Genomic DNA, 14,653 nt, shown 5'->3' on the forward strand with positions numbered 1-14,653 from the left:
CCTTGTCAAGCCTGTTTAAAGAAGGTGTTCCAGCCACCGTCGGGCGACTGCCCCACCTGGAGCGTACGAAGCTTCGCGAGTACCGCCGGGTCCTGTACGTCGAGCCAGTCGACGAACTGCCGGAAGGAGACGAGGCGCACGTCCGGCTTGCCCGCGATGTGTTTCAGCGCGTCCTCCACGGCGTCCATGTAGATGCCGCCGTTCCACTCCTCGAAGTGGTTGCCGATGTAGAAGGGCGCGCGATTCGTCTCGTAGGCGCGGTCGAATCCGGCGACGTACGCCTCGGTGGCCTGGGTACGCCACCCCGGATAGCGCGACGGCATGCCGTTGGTCGAATTCTTCGACTGGTTGGCGAGGATGTTGTAGTCCATGGACAGGACTTCGAAGCTGTGGCCGGGAAAAGGAATCGCCTGCAGTGGGAGATCCCAGACGCCCTGGCGCTTCTCGGGCCACATCTGGGTGCCGCCCGGCGAGCTCGCGTCGTACCGCCAGCCGAGCTGTCCGGCGGTCGGGAGGAGATTGTCCTGGCCGAGCAGGCAGGGCGTGCGTCCGCCGACCAGTTCCTTGCGGTAGTCGAACGGCAGCGGGTCGAGATCCGTCCACCCGGTGTTCGTCCGCCATTCGGTGACGAACGAGACCGCCTGGTCGATCTCACTCCGCCATTGCGCGGGTGACCAGTTGCCGACCGATCCGGATCCGCCGCAGAAATGCCCGTTGAAATGGGTGCCGATCTCGTGCCCGTCGAGCCAGGCCCGGCGGACGTACTCCAGGGTCTGCTTGACGTGGTCGTCGGTGAGATAACCGATGTCGGAGGCGCCCCGGGGGTTGTTGGGCGGACGGTAGAGGGACTTCTTCGACTCGGGCAGCACATAGATCCCGGAGAGGAAGAACGTCATCGCCGCGTCGTGTTCCGCGGCGAGTTCGAGAAATCGCGGGAAGAGCCCGTTGCCGACCTCGCCCGCCCCGTCCCAGGAGAAGATCACGAACTGCGGCGGCTTCTGCCCGGGCTCGAGCGGAACGGGGGCGGCGGGCTGCTTCGGCTGCTTTCCGGTGTCCGCCGTCGAGCCGTCACCGATCAGCCTGACCTGTTTTTCAGGGCCCCCGCCATTTCCGTGCGTCCCCTTTCCGCCCCGGGAACCCTTCTCGGGATCCGGGCCGCTGTCCGACGAGCCGAGGGATCCGCAGCCGGTCATCGAGAGTGCGGCTGCGGCTCCGAGTCCGGCCCCGAGCAGTCCCCTCCGGTTGATTTCACGCATAGCATCCCCATCTGCGGTCGTATTACCTCAAGGTCATACAAACTGGCGATGGCTTAGATGCGGAAAACAACACGGGGGTTCCGTCGGCAGTCAGAGAAGTTGTTACATGCACAGACCCTTACAGGTGCCGCCCGTGGAATGCGGACGGACGACGCCCCGAGCCCCGGGCCCGGCGCAGGAGCCCGGGACTCGGGGCGCGGACTCCGGAGCCCGGCGGCCCGGCGCGGGGGCGGCCGGGCCCGGCGGCCCGGCGGGCGCCGCCCGGGCCACCGTCCGGATCGGACCGCGAGGAAGCCGAAGCCCTGCCGGGCCCCGGCGCCCCCGCCGGATCCGGACGGGGACCCTACGCCCCGAACGCCTTGGACTTGCCCTTGACGGGCTTCGCGCCCGCGAGCAGGTGGGCCGGTACCAGGTCCCGGGCGGGTTCGGTGTAGCCGACGGACACGATCTTGTCGCCCTGGTAGGTGAAACTCGTCAGCGACGCGAGAGTGCACTGCCGCTTCCGCGGGTCGTGCCACAGCCGGCGGCGCTCGACGAAGCTGCGCACGATCCAGATCGGCAACTGATGGCTGACGCAGACCGCCTCGTGCCCGCGCGCGGCGTCCCGCGCCGCGTCCAGGGCGCCCATCATCCGGACGACCTGCTCGATGTAGGGCTCGCCCCATGACGGCTTGAACGGGTTGGTGAGGTGCTTCCAGTTCTCCGGCCTGCGCAGGGCGCCGTCGCCGACCCCGAAGGCCTTGCCCTCGAAGACGTTGCCGGCCTCGATCAGGCGCTCGTCGGTCGCCAGGTCCACACCCTGCGACTTGGCGATCGGCGTGGCCGTCTCCTGGGCGCGTTCCAGCGGGGAGGCCACCACGTAGGTGATGTCCCGCTTCTCCAGGTGCCCGGCGACCCGGTCGGCCATCTGCCGGCCGAGCTCGGACAGGCTGTAACCGGCGCGGCGCCCGTAGAGCACGCCGTCCGGGTTGTGCACCTCGCCGTGGCGCATCAGGTGGACGACGGTGATGTCCTTGTCCGTGGCCCCGCTCATGCCGTGGCCTCCGACGCGGCGCGGGCGGCGGCCGGCAGCGCGGCTGCGATCCGCTCCAGAGCCCGTTCGTCATGGGCGGTGGAGACGAACCAGGACTCGAACGCGGACGGCGGCAGGTACACGCCCTGCTCCAGCATCGAGTGGAAGAACGCGGTGAAGCGGAAAGCTTCCTGCTTCTTCGCGTCCTCGTAGTTCCGGACGGGCGCGTCGGTGAAGAAGACGGAGAACATGTTGCTCGCCGCCGACACCGTGTGTGCGACGCCCTCCTTGGTGAACGCCTCGCCGACCAGCGAACGGACCTCCGCGGAGACCGCGTCGACCGTCGCGTACGCGGCGTCGTCGAGCAGCCGCAGCTGGGCGAGGCCGGCCGCGGTGGCGACCGGGTTACCGGAGAGGGTGCCCGCCTGGTAGACGGGACCGGCGGGGGCCAGGCGGGCCATCACGTCGGCCCGGCCGCCGAAGGCCGCGGCCGGGAAGCCGCCGCCCATGACCTTGCCGAAGGTCATCAGGTCGGGCCGCACCCCGTCGACGCCGTACCAGCCGGCCTTGGACGTACGGAATCCGGTCATCACCTCGTCGGAGATGTAGAGCGCGCCGTCGGCCGCGCAGATCTCCTTCAGCCCGGCGTTGAAACCGTCCTGCGGCGGCACGACACCCATGTTGCCCGGCGACGCCTCGGTGATCACGCAGGCGATCTCACCCGGCTGCGCGGCGAAGGCGGCCCGTACGGCCTCCAGGTCGTTGTACGGCAGCACGATCGTGTCGCCCGCCTGGGCGCCGGTCACGCCCGGCGTGTCGGGCAGGCCGAAGGTCGCGACCCCGGACCCGGCCGCGGCCAGCAGCGCGTCGACGTGCCCGTGGTAGCACCCGGCGAACTTCACGACCTTGGCGCGGCCGGTGAAGCCACGGGCCAGCCGGATCGCGGACATGGTCGCCTCGGTGCCGGACGACACCAGCCGGACCTGTTCCACGGGCTCGATCCGGGCCACGATCTCCTCGGCGAGCGCCACCTCGCCCTCACCGGGCGTACCGAAGGAGGTACCCCGGGCCACGGCTTCCTGGACGGCCGCCGTGACGTCGGGGTGCGCGTGGCCGAGGATCATCGGCCCCCACGAACACACGAGGTCGACGTACTCACGGCCGTCGGCGTCGGTGAGGTACGGACCCGTGCCGGACACCATGAACCTGGGCGTACCGCCCACGGCCCGGAAGGCACGCACGGGAGAGTTCACGCCGCCGGGCGTCACGAGGGACGCGCGGTCGAAAAGCGTCTGCGAAACTGGTGCTTCGTATGAATACGCCACTTTGGTCCTGATCTGCGATTCGGGGGTTCGGGGGGCCTCGCCGGGTTTCCCGGCAGCCGGTGAGCAGGGAGCGCGCTCTCCCCGTATGAGGCTCGTACAACGAAAGGGCGTCAGTCTCCTCGCGTCTGCGAAACTGGGGCGTCATAGGGAAAGCTCACACATGCCATGGTGTCAGAGGCTTCGACGGTCTTGCGGACAGGTGTTTCACCGCACGCCCGTGGGGGAGGTCACTGACGATGATCGGGTTGCGCGGCGGGGCTGTGTCTCCTAAGAAGTAGTCGGGTGGATGAGATATGCATCGCGGTGGCGGAGTGGGCGAAGGGACCGACGACCTGGGGCCCGAGCCTGCCCGGCGAGGGCGGCACCGGCGCAAGGCGGAGCGCGAGGCCGAGCGCGTGCAGGACGCACAGGCGGGTGGTGCCGATGGATCCGGGAGCAGGAGCAGTGGACGGGTGGGGGTGACCTACAAGTACTTCGGTGCTCCTGACGGGGCCACCGCCGCGCGCGTGCCCATCTCCATGCGTCCCGAGGAGCTGGGCGGCGACGAGCTGGGCATGGGCGGCATGTTCAGCAAGATCAAGCCCGAGACGGTGGCGGCCATGGTCCTCACCGGCATACAGGGCATACCCCTGAACAAGGTCCCCCCGCTGGAGCTGGTCGTGCTCCATCCCGACTACGCGGTGGTCAAGCTGCCGATGACGGTGGTCGACCCGCTGCGGGACGTCGGCGAGGAGTCCGTCGGCGCGGCGGCCTTCATCTGGTCCACGGTGCCGGACCGGGGCGGCCCGCGCGACGCGTTCAACGTCTACCAGCTGCTCCACGAGTGGCAGGACTTCTCCTACCGGCTGCATGACGCGGGACACCAGGCGTACTGCCTGGTCTGGCCTTGACGCGGCAGCGGGCCTCCCTGGCGTCCGGACGGGTGCGAGGGCGGGGTGGCGCACGCGGGCTCCACGCCGCCGCCGCGGTGTAGGAACATATGACGCATGACGGCGGATGAACTGCAGGTGGTCGTTGAGACCACGGACGACGATGTCGTCGTGATCCGTGTCCGGGGAAGCCTGGACGGGTGGTCGGCGCCTTCCGGGCTGGTCGAGGCGCTGGAAGCGGCCGCCGGGAGTGGAGGGCGCCTGACGGTGGCCGATCTCTCCCGGCTGGAGTTCGCCGACTCCACAGGGCTGCACGTCCTGCTGAACGCCCGGCACCGCCACGTGGACGCCGGGGTGCGGCTGGTTCTGGCCGGGCCGCTGAAGACGGAGGTGCGCCGCCTCCTCGAGGTCTCGGGCACGCTGGGCGCTTTCACGGTCGCCGACACGGTGGACGCGGCGTTGACATGCTGACCTCCCGCGGACCGCGCCGCCCGTCGGCATGGTTCCCGGCAGGGAGTGTGGCGGGAGCCCGTCCGGGCAGGCGCAGGAAGTAATGAACGGGGATCGAGAAGTGCTGTGGGACGGCGGGAGTCCGGCCGAGGGTCCGGAAGGCGCCGACGGCCGGTCTGCCCCGGAGGGGACGGCGAGCACCGGCCGGGGGCCGGCCGTGCCGCGCAACGCGGCCGCCGCGCGGGACGTCGTCACCCGGCTCCTGGACGCACGGTTCTGCGGACTGGGCGGAGAGGGCCCGGCCGACGTCGTGGTGGCCGACGCGCTCCTGGTGACCTCGGAGCTGGTGACCAACGCGGTCAGGCACGGCGGCGGGCTCACCGGGTTCTCCGCCGAGATCACCGACGACGGCCTCCTCCTGACCGTCGCCGACGCCAGTACGCTGCCACCGGTCACCGCGGAGCGCGGCCCGGCCACCGCCGCCGTCGGGGGTTACGGCTGGCTCCTGGTGCGCCGCCTGGCGAAGCAGGTCTCCGTCACGTACGTCCCCGGGGGCAAACACATCGTCGCGCTCGTCGCCCTCGTCTGAGCGACGCCTCGCGAGGGCGGCCCTCTCCGGCCGGCGAGGCGGGACGGCGGCGGGGGGTGTCCGGACGGAAGGCCGGGCGAGGAGTGTGCGGGCGGACCGGCGGGGGGAGTTGGCATAATTTCCCGCATGGTCCGCGAGCCCCTCGACAACTCCGCACCGACCCACCTGCCCGTGGTGGTGGCCGAAGAAGAGATCGACGGTTGCTGGGTCGTCCGCGCCCGGGGTGATCTCGACTCCGACACCGTCGATCCGCTCTTCATCGCGATGTGGCAGGCGGTGGCCGGGCACGAGGTCGTCGTACTGGACGCGTCCGCGATCACCTTCGCCGACTCGTCGTTCCTCAGTCTCATCCTGGAGGTGCACCAGCGGACGGAGTTGCGCATCGCCGCACCGGGCACGGCTCTGACGCGGCTGCTGCGGACCGCGGGCGTCGACCGGGTGCTCCGGATCCATCCCACCCTCGACGCGGCCCTCGCTGCGCCGCCGGCGGCTTCTTCCTGACCGCCCGTCGTCCCCGCCGGCTGCCGAGGGGCCGACGCTCCGGCGCGTCAGCCGGGCACCCGCGCGGACCGGGCCGCCGTGTCAGCCGGAGGGAGCGGGCGGAGGAACGGATTGGTACCGGGCGTCGGCGGGCGTCCGGCCGCCCTCCTCCTCCTGCTCGTCCTGCCGGCCCGCCCCGTCGAGAGCGAAGAGCTGGAGGGTCCCCGTGACGTCCAGGATCCTGCGGAGGAAGGCGGGCGGGTGCTCCAGGTGCAGCACCACCCCACGGGACGTCGTGCCCCGGTGGACCAGGAGAAGGCTGGACACGCCCATCGAGTCGCACAGCCGCAGTCCGGAGCACTCGAGGAAGAGGTCCCGCAGGGCGGGGTCGTCGTCGAGGCAGGCCCGGGCCCGCTCGACGAACTGCTCGCTGGTGTCGTAGTCCAGGTCACCGGCCAGGCACAGACGTGCGGCACCCGGGCCTGCCTCGACTCCCAGGGTGAGGGGCGGACTGGGACGTTCGGTCATCCGGTGCTCCGGGGTCTTGAACCGGCGGTTGCGAGGAAGGTGTCCAGGACGGCGCGCCCCCGGTCGAGCAGCCGGGTGGAGCGGGGGAAGTCCTTGAGCTCCGTCCCCAGGACGTCGAGGACCGGTCGCAGCGACGCGGCCGGGACCTGCCGGGCACCGAGAATGCCCGCGGTCCACTCCAGGAATCCGGTGAAGAGCTCGTCGTCGTCCATGTAGAGGGCCACGCCCAGGTGGTCGACGATGTGGGCGATGTCCTGCGCCGTGTGCTCGCGTTGCTGCTCCGTGTAGGCCGCCGCCGGGGGGAAGCGGCTCTCGAGCTGTGCCAGCACCTCCCGCACGAGCTGCGGCCTGCTGCGGACGACGAGCGTGTACTCCTGGTCGCCGAGGTGCGGCAGATCGTCTATCTGCTGCCTTCCCGCGGCGGGCAGCGGCACAGGTATGCCGTCCGCGATACGGCGCGCCGCCGACCGGGCGTCGGGCTCCCAGGCGTCGGCGCCCAGCCGGCGCGCGTGCCGGCCGTCGGTGCCGAACGCCGCCCCGCCGGCCAGGACCGGCACCCCCGCCGCCTGGCAGGCGGTGATCGCCGCGTGGGCGGTGGGCAGCCGGGTGGGGATGGAGGAGGACAGCGCGACCACGTCCGCACCGTTGCTGTGCAGGTGCCCGATGAGATGGGGCGTGGGCACCTGGGCCCCGAGGAAGTCGACCTGCCACCCGCGCAGGGTGAGGACCTCCGCCAGCAACCGGGCCGGCAGCACATGCCATTCCTGGTCCACACAGGCCACGGTGACCCTGCCCAGCCGGGGCGTGGTGCGTGCGGCGGGGTGGTGGGCGAGCGCGGCGATGACCCGCTCGGCGATGGCGCTCGCCGCGTGCTCCTGCGCCACGCTGAGCCGGTTGGCCGCCCATTCGGCGCCGACGCGTGCCTGCACGGGGGCGATCACGTCCAGCAGCGCGGTCTCCGGGTCCACTCCGTCGGCCAGGGCGGTGAAGACCACGTCGACGGCGGCGTGTTCGTCCCGGCCGGTCACCGCGTCCCACAACCGGTCCTGGAGGCCGCGCAGCCGGGGCGTGGCGAGTGTGTGAGTGCTCATGCCGTGTACCTGCCCCGGGTGTGGCCGTCCACCGCACTCAGATGAGTGGTCAGCGGTGCGGTGATCGCCACCACGGCCATGTCGTCGTGCCTGCCGTCGTGCAGCCACTGGGAAGCGAGCATCTGGACACGCTCGACCACGGCTTTGCCCGGCATGCCCGCGCACTCCTCCATGGCCCGCATCAGCCGCTCCTCACCGAACAGTTCGTCACCGAGCGGCCCGCCGCGTGCCTCGGTGACGCCGTCGGTGTAGAGCAGACACGTCTCGCCCGGACGGAGGTCGGTCTCCACGGTGCGGGCGTCGATGTGGGGCAGCGCCCCGACGAGCGTCCCCCGGGTGTCGACCTGGTCCACACGGCCGTCGTTGCGGATCACCAGCGGAGCCGGGTGGCCCGCCGACGTGAGACGCAGGCGTACCCGGTTCTCCTCACGCCGGACCGAAGCCAGCACCAGGGTCGCGAAGCGGGTGTGGTGCGAGTTGAGGAGCGCGCCGTTGAGCAGCCGCAGCATGCGTTCGTGGTCGCCCGCCATGGGCGTCAGCGCCTGCAGCGTGTTGCGGATCTTGCCGGTCAGTACGGCTGCGTCCAGGCCCTTGCCGCACACGTCGCCGAGCACCGCGAGAGACGGCTCGTCGGGTGTGCTGCCGGGGTGTACGTCGTAGAAGTCGCCGCCCACCCGGTCCCGCGCCGCCGCCGGCTGGTAGCCGCCGGCGAACTCGACGCCGTTCACCCGGTCCAGACGGGGCGGGAGCAGATCCCGCATCAGCGTGCGGGTTATGTCGCTCTGCTCCGCGTACAGCCGCGCGGCGGACAGGGCGGCACCGGCCCGTGCGGCGAACAGCCGGGCGAAGACCTCTTCGTTCTCGTTGAACTCGGTGGAGCCCGTGCTGCGCAGCAGGACCAGGACCCCTGCCGGGACACCGTGGCCCGGCAGGGGTGTGACGGCGGCCGACCCGACGGTGCCGGTGAAGCCCTCCGGGATGAGCCAGCCGGGCAGTGCCGCGGGGTCGATCCACCGGGACGGGACGGGCGGGAAGCCCTGGAGCGCCTCGCTCAGACCGGGGACCTGGCCGGGGTCGGCCGTCACCGTGCCGCGCACGGCGGTGCGGCCACCGACCGCGTACGCCATGGGCAGCCGCTGCCCTGCGGCGGGCAGGATGACGACCGCGGCCTCGGCGAGGTGCTGGGAGGCGAGTTGGGCGGTGACCTGCATGCAGCGGTCGGTGTTCAGCGACGCCAGCAGGACGTTCGACGCCTCGGCCAGGAAGGCGGTCCGCTCGCGCTCCGTCGCCAGTTCCTCCTCGACGCGCCACCGGTCCGTGTCGTCGACCAGCCACCACGTCACGTCACCGTCGCCGTGCGGGGCGGGGTGCGCCGCGAAACTCCGCGGGCCGATCCGGCCCCGGTAGGCGTGGCGGGGTGCGGTGGAAGGGGTGTCACCGGCCGGGCTGCCGACCGGGTCCGTCATCTCCTGGTGGGCACGTGCCAGCCAGGGCGGCACTGTCTCCGACAGTGCGCTGCCCCGGGGCGCGCCTTCCATCAGCGAGGCGGCGGCGGAATTGTGGTCGACGACTGTTCCCGTCCTGTCGACGACGATCACGGCGTAGGGGGCGGAGTCCCACGTGTCGGACGCTGACTGCTGCTGAGTTCTCGTAGCGATGTGATCCTTCGGACGAGCCATGAGGGGGGACCCGCCTGCGGCGAGTCGCACCACCTTCCAACTGGACGAAAATTACTTTCCCTTCGGCAACCATTGCCCAGTCGAGGAGTGGATGGCAACCCACCCCCCTCGTATCGGGGACGTCCTGGAACGGCGTGCACACCTTTCCCGCCTCGGACCTTCACATGAAGCACACACTCCGGGCGGGCGGCGCGAGGCGGCCGGTCCCGCCCCACGTTCGCCCGGTGTTGTCCGCCGGAAACGCAGGCCGGGCGCACGCCCTCGGTGGTTTGCCGCCCCCGCGCGCCGGTGCGTCAGCCACCCGTCCCACGGGGCAGCACCGCTCCTTCGGCGGTGGTGAGGTTTTCGGCGGCGCCCGCACGGACGCAGTGACCACCGTCACCGCGAAACCGGCGGCAGGCACCCGCTGCGGAGTCCGGGACGGGCCCCCGGGTGTGACGGAGCGAAGGCCCTACGTCGCTCAGCGCACCGTGTGCGTGGCGTGCCGGGCGTCTCCCCCGGGCCACTCGACACGCGGACGCGACCGCCGGGCGCAGCAGCCACCGGGCGCCCTTCGGCCATTCATTGGCCGAGAACGATCTCCAGCCCCACTGCCGGGTCTGCCGATGCAAGGAGCACGACTCCCGAGGAGGCCCCCCACATGGATGACCTGCTGCTGACCCTGGCCGTCCCGGCCGTCGTCGTCGTGAGCGGGGTGTACGCCTTCTGCGACTGCCGACGGCAGCGCCGGTGTCCACCGTCGCCGTACACGCGGAAGGCGGCCCGTCTCGCGGCGCGCGACGTACTGGACCTGGCGGAAGCCGTCGTCGACAGCGCGTACGCCGCCCTCGGCGGGCTCTACGCCGACCCGGCCGTCCCGCGCCCGGCCGGGAACGCGCCCGCTGTCAGCGGCGGGGGCGGCCCGGATCGCGGCCCGTCACGGCCAGCACCCGCTCGAAGGCCGTAGCCCCGGGCGACACGGGGAACGGCTCGCCGAACACCTTCATCTCCCGGGCCTGCGGCGCCATCGCGGCCAGGCCCGGCTCCAGCTCGTCCACCACGGCGGGGTCGGGCTCGAACTCCTGGCCCGTCGCACGGGCGAGGTCCCATGCGTGCACGGTCAGGTCGCCCAGCACCATGAGCCCCACCGTCCTGGCCGGCATCCCCATGGCTCCGGCCGTCCCTTCCTCCGCGCCGGGCTCGGCCCACGCCTTCACCAGCAGCGCCGTCTCGTCCTCGAACCGGCCTCGCCAGTCCCCCGTGACGACGTCCTCCGTCCGGCTGAAGTCGGTGGCGCCCCTGACCGCCAGGGCGCGGAAGTTCTCGATGACGAGGAACAGGTGGTTCAGCAGGGCCCGGACGTCGTACTCGCTGCACGGTGTGCCGTCGGCCAGCTGGTCGTCCCTGATACCGCGCACCACGGGCACCGCCCGCGCGGCGGCTCCGTCGAGCAGTTCACTGATCGTCTTCATGCTTCCGACGATGCCCCCGGCAGGACCCGGCGTCTTGAAGAAACGCGACAGGTGCGGCACGCACGCGGCCTAGGATCCGACCATGGCCGGACCCGGACCCGGACGCGAGACGCGGGGCATCGTCGACGCCCCCGACCTGTTCGCACGCGTGCGGTTCCGGCTCCGTGACCCCGCACCGGCCCTGCGGCCCCACCTGGAGCACTACTGGCTGATCGACTGGGACCTGACCGAGCCGTACACCTCGCACGTGGTCCCTCATCCGAGCGTCCACCTCGTCTTCCAGCGCCTGGAGTCGGGCGGTGAGACGGACAGAGCCGGTGTGGCCGAGGTCCACGGCATCGTGCGGGGCTTGTTCAGCCGGCGGCTGGAGGGCAGGGGACGGGTGTGCGGCGTGAAGTTCAGGGCCGGGGCCTTCCGGCCGTTCGCCCCGCACCGGCCCGTGTCCGAGTGGACCGGGCGCCGGGTCCCCGCCGACGAGGCGCTGGCCGCACCCGGATACGGGCCTTCCGCGGCCGGGACGGTGCGGGCGGTCCTCGACCCTGCCGACGAGGACACCCGGGTCGCTGCGCTGGACGCGTATCTGCTGCCCCTCGTCCCCCCGCCGGACCGGCAGGCGGAACTCGCCACGGAGCTCGCCGAGCTCGCGCGTACGGATCGCTCGCTGCTGCGGGTCGACGCCCTCGCCCGCGAGGGCGGCCTCTCCGTGCGCTCGCTGCAGCGGCTCTTCTCCACCTGTGTGGGCGTCGGACCCAAGTGGGTCATCCTCCGCCATCGCATCCATGAGGCGTTGCAGCGCGCCGGGACGGACCCGGACCCCGACTGGGCGGAGCTCGCCGCCGATCTCGGCTACAGCGACCAGGCCCATCTCGTCAGGGACTTCACGGCCACGGTGGGAGTGCCCCCGACCGCCTTCGCGCAGCGCTGACTCGGCGACCGCCGGAAACCTCTCGCTGCCGCAGCCCGCGGGGTGGCATCCTGGCCAGGTGAACGGACCCGAGATCACCCTCGAGGTAGCCCCGGAACTGCGGCTCTTCGTCGCCCACGACCGCCGCCGTGGACGCACGGCCGTCACCACGGACGGCTCGTCGACCCTCGGGCACGTCGTGGAGTCCCTCGGCGTTCCGCTCACCGAGGCCGGAGAGCTCCTCGTCGACGGCCGGCCCGTGCCCGTCTCACACATCCCCGGAGCGGGTGAACTGGTCGAAGTGCGGGCGGTACGACGCCCTCAGCAGGTCCCCGGGGCACCGCTGCGCTTCCTGCTCGACGTCCATCTGGGCACGCTCGCCCGGCGCCTGAGGCTGCTGGGCGTGGACGCCGCGTACGAGAGCGAGGACATCGGCGACCCGGCACTCGCCGCCCTCTCGGCGGAGCAACGACGCGTGATGCTCTCCCGGGACCGGGGGCTGCTGCGGCGCAGGGAGATCTGGGCGGGCGCCTACGTGTACAGCGACCGGCCCGAGGAACAGCTCCGCGACGTCCTGGGCCGCTTCGCCCCCGCACTCGCGCCGTGGACCCGCTGCACCGCGTGCAACGGAGTACTCGCGGAGGCGGACAAGGACTCCGTGAGCGCCCACCTGGAGCAGGGCACGCAGGCGTCCTACGACGTGTTCGCCCGGTGCGCCGCCTGCGGCCGGGTCTACTGGCGTGGCGCCCACCACGCTCGCCTGGAGGCCGTCGTGGCGCAGGCCCTGCGGGAATTCGGCGGCGCGGGGAGCCAGACGCCGACGGCCTGAGAGGTCGCGGAGACCCGCCCTCAGGGCTGCTCGGCCGTCAGATAGCGCTGCACCGTGGGCCCGAGCCACCCGATGATCTCCTCCCGGGACATCGCCACGGCGGGCTCGATGCGCAGTACGTACCGCGCGAGCGCCATGCCCAGGATCTGTGAGGCGACGAGCGCCGCACGACGGGGGGCGTCCGCGGGATCGGGACAGACGCCGGCGGTCACCGGCCCGAGCTGATCGGTGAAGACGGCCCGTATCCGCTCGGCGGCCGCGTCGTTGGTGACGCCGACCCTGAGCAGGCCCGTCAGCACCTCGTCCTGTTCCCAGCGGTCCAGGAAATGACCGACCAGGACCGCACCGACGTGCTTGCCGGGCAGCGCGCCCAGGGCGGGCAGCCGCAGCTCGATCGCGGAAGCGGCGGCGAACAGCCCCTCCTTGGAGCCGTAGTAGCGCATGACCATGGACGGGTCGATGTCCGCGTCACGGGCGATGGCCCTGATGGTGGCGCGCTCGTACCCGTCAGCGGCGAACCGCTCGCGGGCGGCTTCGAGGATCGCGGCTCTGGTCGCGTCCGAGCGGCGCGGGGCGGAGGAGGCGTGCGCTGTCACGCCAACAACTGTAGGCCAACATCCGTTGACAAGCCAGGGGCACCCGCTCTACCGTTGCCAACATGTGTTGACCAACAAGCGTTGGCATCTGCCCCCGGAGGCCGTCATGACCGGCATGTCCAGCAACGAATCCAGTCACTCGGGCACCACGGACGTCGTGGTGGTGGGCGCGGGCCCCACCGGGATGCTCCTGGCGGGGGACCTCGCCGCCCAGGGGGTCTCGGTCACCCTCGTCGAGCGCCGCCCTCGCGAGACGGCGAATGCGACCCGGGCGTTCGCCGTGCACGCGCGGACCCTGGAAGTGCTCGACGCGCGGGGGCTCGCCGACGCCCTGGTCGCGACCGGCACGCCCCTCACCCGCATGCGTCTCTTCGGCAGGCTCTCGCTCGACCTCACCCGGCTGCGGTCCCGCTTCCCCTTCCTCCTCATCACCCCGCAGTACGAAGTCGAACACCTGCTGAGGGAGCGCGCCCTCAAGGCCGGAGTGGACTTCCGTCACGACACGGAGCTGCTCGGCCTGAGCCGTTCCGCCGCCGGGGACACGGTCACCGCGGAGATACGCGCCGCCGACGGCGTCCGCTCGACGGTCGAGGCCCGGTACCTCGTGGGAACGGACGGTGTGCGGAGCTCCGTCCGCCGGGCCCTCGGCCTGCCCTTCCCCGGAAAGGCCGTGATCAAGTCCATCGTCCTGGCCGATGTCCGGCTGGCCGAGGCGCCCTCCGAGCTGCTCACGGTCAACGGCGCGGGCGGCGCCTTCGCCTTCATCGCCCCCTTCGGTGACGGCTGGTACCGCGTCATGGGCTGGAACCGCACCCGCCAGGCGGAGAACAGCGATCCCGTCGAGCTCGACGAGCTGCGCGAGATCGCCCGTACCGCGCTCGGCACGGACCACGGGATGCACGACCCCCGCTGGATCTCGCGCTTCCACAGCGACGAGCGCCAGGTCCCCGCCTACCGCACCGGCCGGGTCTTCCTCGCCGGGGACGCCGCCCACGTCCATTCCCCGGCGGGCGGCCAGGGCATGAACACCGGACTCCAGGACGCCGCGAACCTCTCCTGGAAGCTCGTGGCCGTCCTGCGGGGGCACTGCGCCGACCCCGAGGCGCTGCTCGACAGCTACCACGCCGAGCGGCATCCGGTCGGCTCCCAGGTCCTGCGTGCCAGCGGCGCGATCATCCGCCTGGCCATGGCCGATTCCCCGTCACAGCGGCTCGCGCGGACAGCTCTCGCCCAGGCGCTGGCCCTCGTGCGACCTGCCTCGGACAAGGTCATCGGAATGATCTCCGGGGTCGGGATCTCCTACGCCGCGCCGAAGGCCGTCTGCTGGAGCTCCTGCGCGGCGGCTCGTACGTCCTGGTCACACCACGGGGCACCTCCGCTCCCGCCGGACCGGTCCCGTTCGTCCACACCCACTGGACAGGCGACCGCAGGACCTCCCTGCTCGTCCGCCCCGACGGATACATCGCCTGGGCGGGCGGGGCACCCGGGCCCGAGGTGCTGCGACGGGCCCTCGGCCGATGACCGCCCGAGGGCATGCACCGGGCCTGCCGACACCCGGCAGACCTTCCGCCGACCCCTCTTGTCGACGGGCCCG

The 14,653-nt window shown here is 71.9% G+C and carries 15 protein-coding genes and 1 pseudogene; 8 read left to right on the forward strand and 8 right to left on the reverse strand.

Annotation, left to right across the window (positions count from 1 at the left end; genetic code table 11):
- Nucleotides 1-5: 5 nt before the first annotated feature.
- The 3 genes from ACHFIV_RS29615 to hemL form a co-directional block, all read right to left on the reverse strand.
- Nucleotides 6-1,256, reverse strand: a complete 1,251-nt coding sequence (locus ACHFIV_RS29615; RefSeq protein WP_398975420.1) for a hypothetical protein — start codon at nucleotides 1,254-1,256, stop codon at nucleotides 6-8.
- 343 nt (nucleotides 1,257-1,599) lie between these two features.
- The gene (locus ACHFIV_RS29620; protein WP_398975422.1) at nucleotides 1,600-2,289 is read right to left on the reverse strand and encodes a histidine phosphatase family protein; all 690 of its coding nucleotides are present in this window, start codon (nucleotides 2,287-2,289) and stop codon (nucleotides 1,600-1,602) included.
- Nucleotides 2,286-3,593 carry a glutamate-1-semialdehyde 2,1-aminomutase gene (gene hemL, locus ACHFIV_RS29625; protein ID WP_398975424.1) on the reverse strand — a complete coding sequence of 436 codons (1,308 nt, stop codon included), beginning with the start codon at nucleotides 3,591-3,593 and terminating at the stop codon, nucleotides 2,286-2,288. The genes ACHFIV_RS29620 and hemL overlap by 4 nt, the downstream gene beginning before the upstream one ends.
- 293 nt (nucleotides 3,594-3,886) lie before the next feature.
- Here hemL and ACHFIV_RS29630 point away from each other — a divergent pair, with 293 nt between their 5' ends.
- From ACHFIV_RS29630 to ACHFIV_RS29645, 4 genes are all read left to right on the forward strand, one after another.
- Nucleotides 3,887-4,483 (forward strand): hypothetical protein, encoded by a 597-nt coding sequence (locus ACHFIV_RS29630; RefSeq protein ID WP_398975426.1) that lies wholly within the window; start codon nucleotides 3,887-3,889, stop codon nucleotides 4,481-4,483.
- Between the two features lie 96 nt (nucleotides 4,484-4,579).
- Nucleotides 4,580-4,933 carry an STAS domain-containing protein gene (locus tag ACHFIV_RS29635; RefSeq protein ID WP_398975429.1) on the forward strand — a complete coding sequence of 118 codons (354 nt, stop codon included), beginning with the start codon at nucleotides 4,580-4,582 and terminating at the stop codon, nucleotides 4,931-4,933.
- 82 nt (nucleotides 4,934-5,015) lie between these two features.
- Nucleotides 5,016-5,501, forward strand: coding sequence for an ATP-binding protein (locus tag ACHFIV_RS29640; RefSeq protein ID WP_398975431.1), 486 nt, complete (start codon nucleotides 5,016-5,018; stop codon nucleotides 5,499-5,501).
- A 126-nt stretch (nucleotides 5,502-5,627) separates the two neighbouring features.
- Nucleotides 5,628-6,002 carry an STAS domain-containing protein gene (locus ACHFIV_RS29645; protein WP_398975433.1) on the forward strand — a complete coding sequence of 125 codons (375 nt, stop codon included), beginning with the start codon at nucleotides 5,628-5,630 and terminating at the stop codon, nucleotides 6,000-6,002.
- Nucleotides 6,003-6,083: 81 nt separating this feature from the next.
- Here ACHFIV_RS29645 and ACHFIV_RS29650 read toward each other — a convergent pair whose 3' ends face one another.
- The 3 genes from ACHFIV_RS29650 to ACHFIV_RS29660 are packed head-to-tail and all read right to left on the reverse strand — an operon-like array spanning nucleotide 6,084 to nucleotide 9,279.
- The gene (locus ACHFIV_RS29650) at nucleotides 6,084-6,509 is read right to left on the reverse strand and encodes an STAS domain-containing protein (protein WP_398975435.1); all 426 of its coding nucleotides are present in this window, start codon (nucleotides 6,507-6,509) and stop codon (nucleotides 6,084-6,086) included.
- The gene (locus ACHFIV_RS29655) at nucleotides 6,506-7,600 is read right to left on the reverse strand and encodes a B12-binding domain-containing protein (RefSeq protein ID WP_398975437.1); all 1,095 of its coding nucleotides are present in this window, start codon (nucleotides 7,598-7,600) and stop codon (nucleotides 6,506-6,508) included. Before ACHFIV_RS29655 ends, ACHFIV_RS29650 begins: the two co-directional genes overlap by 4 nt.
- Complete coding sequence (locus tag ACHFIV_RS29660; RefSeq protein WP_398975439.1) at nucleotides 7,597-9,279, reverse strand: SpoIIE family protein phosphatase; 1,683 nt, start codon at nucleotides 9,277-9,279, stop codon at nucleotides 7,597-7,599. Before ACHFIV_RS29660 ends, ACHFIV_RS29655 begins: the two co-directional genes overlap by 4 nt.
- 640 nt (nucleotides 9,280-9,919) lie before the next feature.
- On the opposite strand from ACHFIV_RS29660, the gene ACHFIV_RS29665 reads away from it, so the two are divergent.
- Entirely contained in the window at nucleotides 9,920-10,225 is a 306-nt protein-coding gene (locus tag ACHFIV_RS29665) for a hypothetical protein (RefSeq protein ID WP_398975441.1), read from the forward strand.
- Here the strand turns inward: ACHFIV_RS29665 and ACHFIV_RS29670 are convergent.
- Nucleotides 10,164-10,730, reverse strand: coding sequence for a TIGR03086 family metal-binding protein (locus ACHFIV_RS29670; RefSeq protein WP_398975442.1), 567 nt, complete (start codon nucleotides 10,728-10,730; stop codon nucleotides 10,164-10,166). The two genes, ACHFIV_RS29665 and ACHFIV_RS29670, sit on opposite strands and share 62 nt — an antisense overlap.
- Before the next feature lie 82 nt (nucleotides 10,731-10,812).
- Between ACHFIV_RS29670 and ACHFIV_RS29675 the strand changes: the two genes are divergently transcribed.
- Together ACHFIV_RS29675 and ACHFIV_RS29680 are read left to right on the forward strand one after the other, a co-directional pair.
- A complete protein-coding gene (locus ACHFIV_RS29675) occupies nucleotides 10,813-11,655 on the forward strand; it encodes a DUF6597 domain-containing transcriptional factor (protein WP_398975444.1) in 843 nt (280 codons plus the stop codon).
- A gap of 58 nt (nucleotides 11,656-11,713) precedes the next feature.
- Entirely contained in the window at nucleotides 11,714-12,463 is a 750-nt protein-coding gene (locus ACHFIV_RS29680; RefSeq protein ID WP_398975446.1) for a Mut7-C RNAse domain-containing protein, read from the forward strand.
- Between the two features lie 20 nt (nucleotides 12,464-12,483).
- Here ACHFIV_RS29680 and ACHFIV_RS29685 read toward each other — a convergent pair whose 3' ends face one another.
- Nucleotides 12,484-13,059 carry a TetR/AcrR family transcriptional regulator gene (locus ACHFIV_RS29685; protein ID WP_398975449.1) on the reverse strand — a complete coding sequence of 192 codons (576 nt, stop codon included), beginning with the start codon at nucleotides 13,057-13,059 and terminating at the stop codon, nucleotides 12,484-12,486.
- A gap of 106 nt (nucleotides 13,060-13,165) precedes the next feature.
- On the opposite strand from ACHFIV_RS29685, the pseudogene ACHFIV_RS29690 reads away from it, so the two are divergent.
- Nucleotides 13,166-14,580 (forward strand): annotated as a pseudogene (locus ACHFIV_RS29690) (FAD-dependent oxidoreductase).
- Nucleotides 14,581-14,653: the final 73 nt, after the last annotated feature.

The organism is Streptomyces sp. ALB3, assembly GCF_044385685.1.
Lineage (GTDB): Bacteria > Actinomycetota > Actinomycetes > Streptomycetales > Streptomycetaceae > Streptomyces.

Excerpts from the sequence above, each read along its gene's own strand:
- ACHFIV_RS29615 (WP_398975420.1), bottom strand. The coding sequence starts at position 1,256 with ATGCGTGAAATCAACCGGAGGGGACTGCTCGGGGCCGGACTCGGAGCC.
- ACHFIV_RS29620 (WP_398975422.1), bottom strand. The coding sequence starts at position 2,289 with ATGAGCGGGGCCACGGACAAGGACATCACCGTCGTCCACCTGATGCGC.
- ACHFIV_RS29630 (WP_398975426.1), top strand. The coding sequence starts at position 3,887 with ATGCATCGCGGTGGCGGAGTGGGCGAAGGGACCGACGACCTGGGGCCC.
- ACHFIV_RS29635 (WP_398975429.1), top strand. The coding sequence starts at position 4,580 with ATGACGGCGGATGAACTGCAGGTGGTCGTTGAGACCACGGACGACGAT.
- ACHFIV_RS29640 (WP_398975431.1), top strand. The coding sequence starts at position 5,016 with ATGAACGGGGATCGAGAAGTGCTGTGGGACGGCGGGAGTCCGGCCGAG.
- ACHFIV_RS29645 (WP_398975433.1), top strand. The coding sequence starts at position 5,628 with ATGGTCCGCGAGCCCCTCGACAACTCCGCACCGACCCACCTGCCCGTG.
- ACHFIV_RS29650 (WP_398975435.1), bottom strand. The coding sequence starts at position 6,509 with ATGACCGAACGTCCCAGTCCGCCCCTCACCCTGGGAGTCGAGGCAGGC.
- ACHFIV_RS29655 (WP_398975437.1), bottom strand. The coding sequence starts at position 7,600 with ATGAGCACTCACACACTCGCCACGCCCCGGCTGCGCGGCCTCCAGGAC.
- ACHFIV_RS29660 (WP_398975439.1), bottom strand. The coding sequence starts at position 9,279 with ATGGCTCGTCCGAAGGATCACATCGCTACGAGAACTCAGCAGCAGTCA.
- ACHFIV_RS29665 (WP_398975441.1), top strand. The coding sequence starts at position 9,920 with ATGGATGACCTGCTGCTGACCCTGGCCGTCCCGGCCGTCGTCGTCGTG.
- ACHFIV_RS29670 (WP_398975442.1), bottom strand. The coding sequence starts at position 10,730 with ATGAAGACGATCAGTGAACTGCTCGACGGAGCCGCCGCGCGGGCGGTG.
- ACHFIV_RS29675 (WP_398975444.1), top strand. The coding sequence starts at position 10,813 with ATGGCCGGACCCGGACCCGGACGCGAGACGCGGGGCATCGTCGACGCC.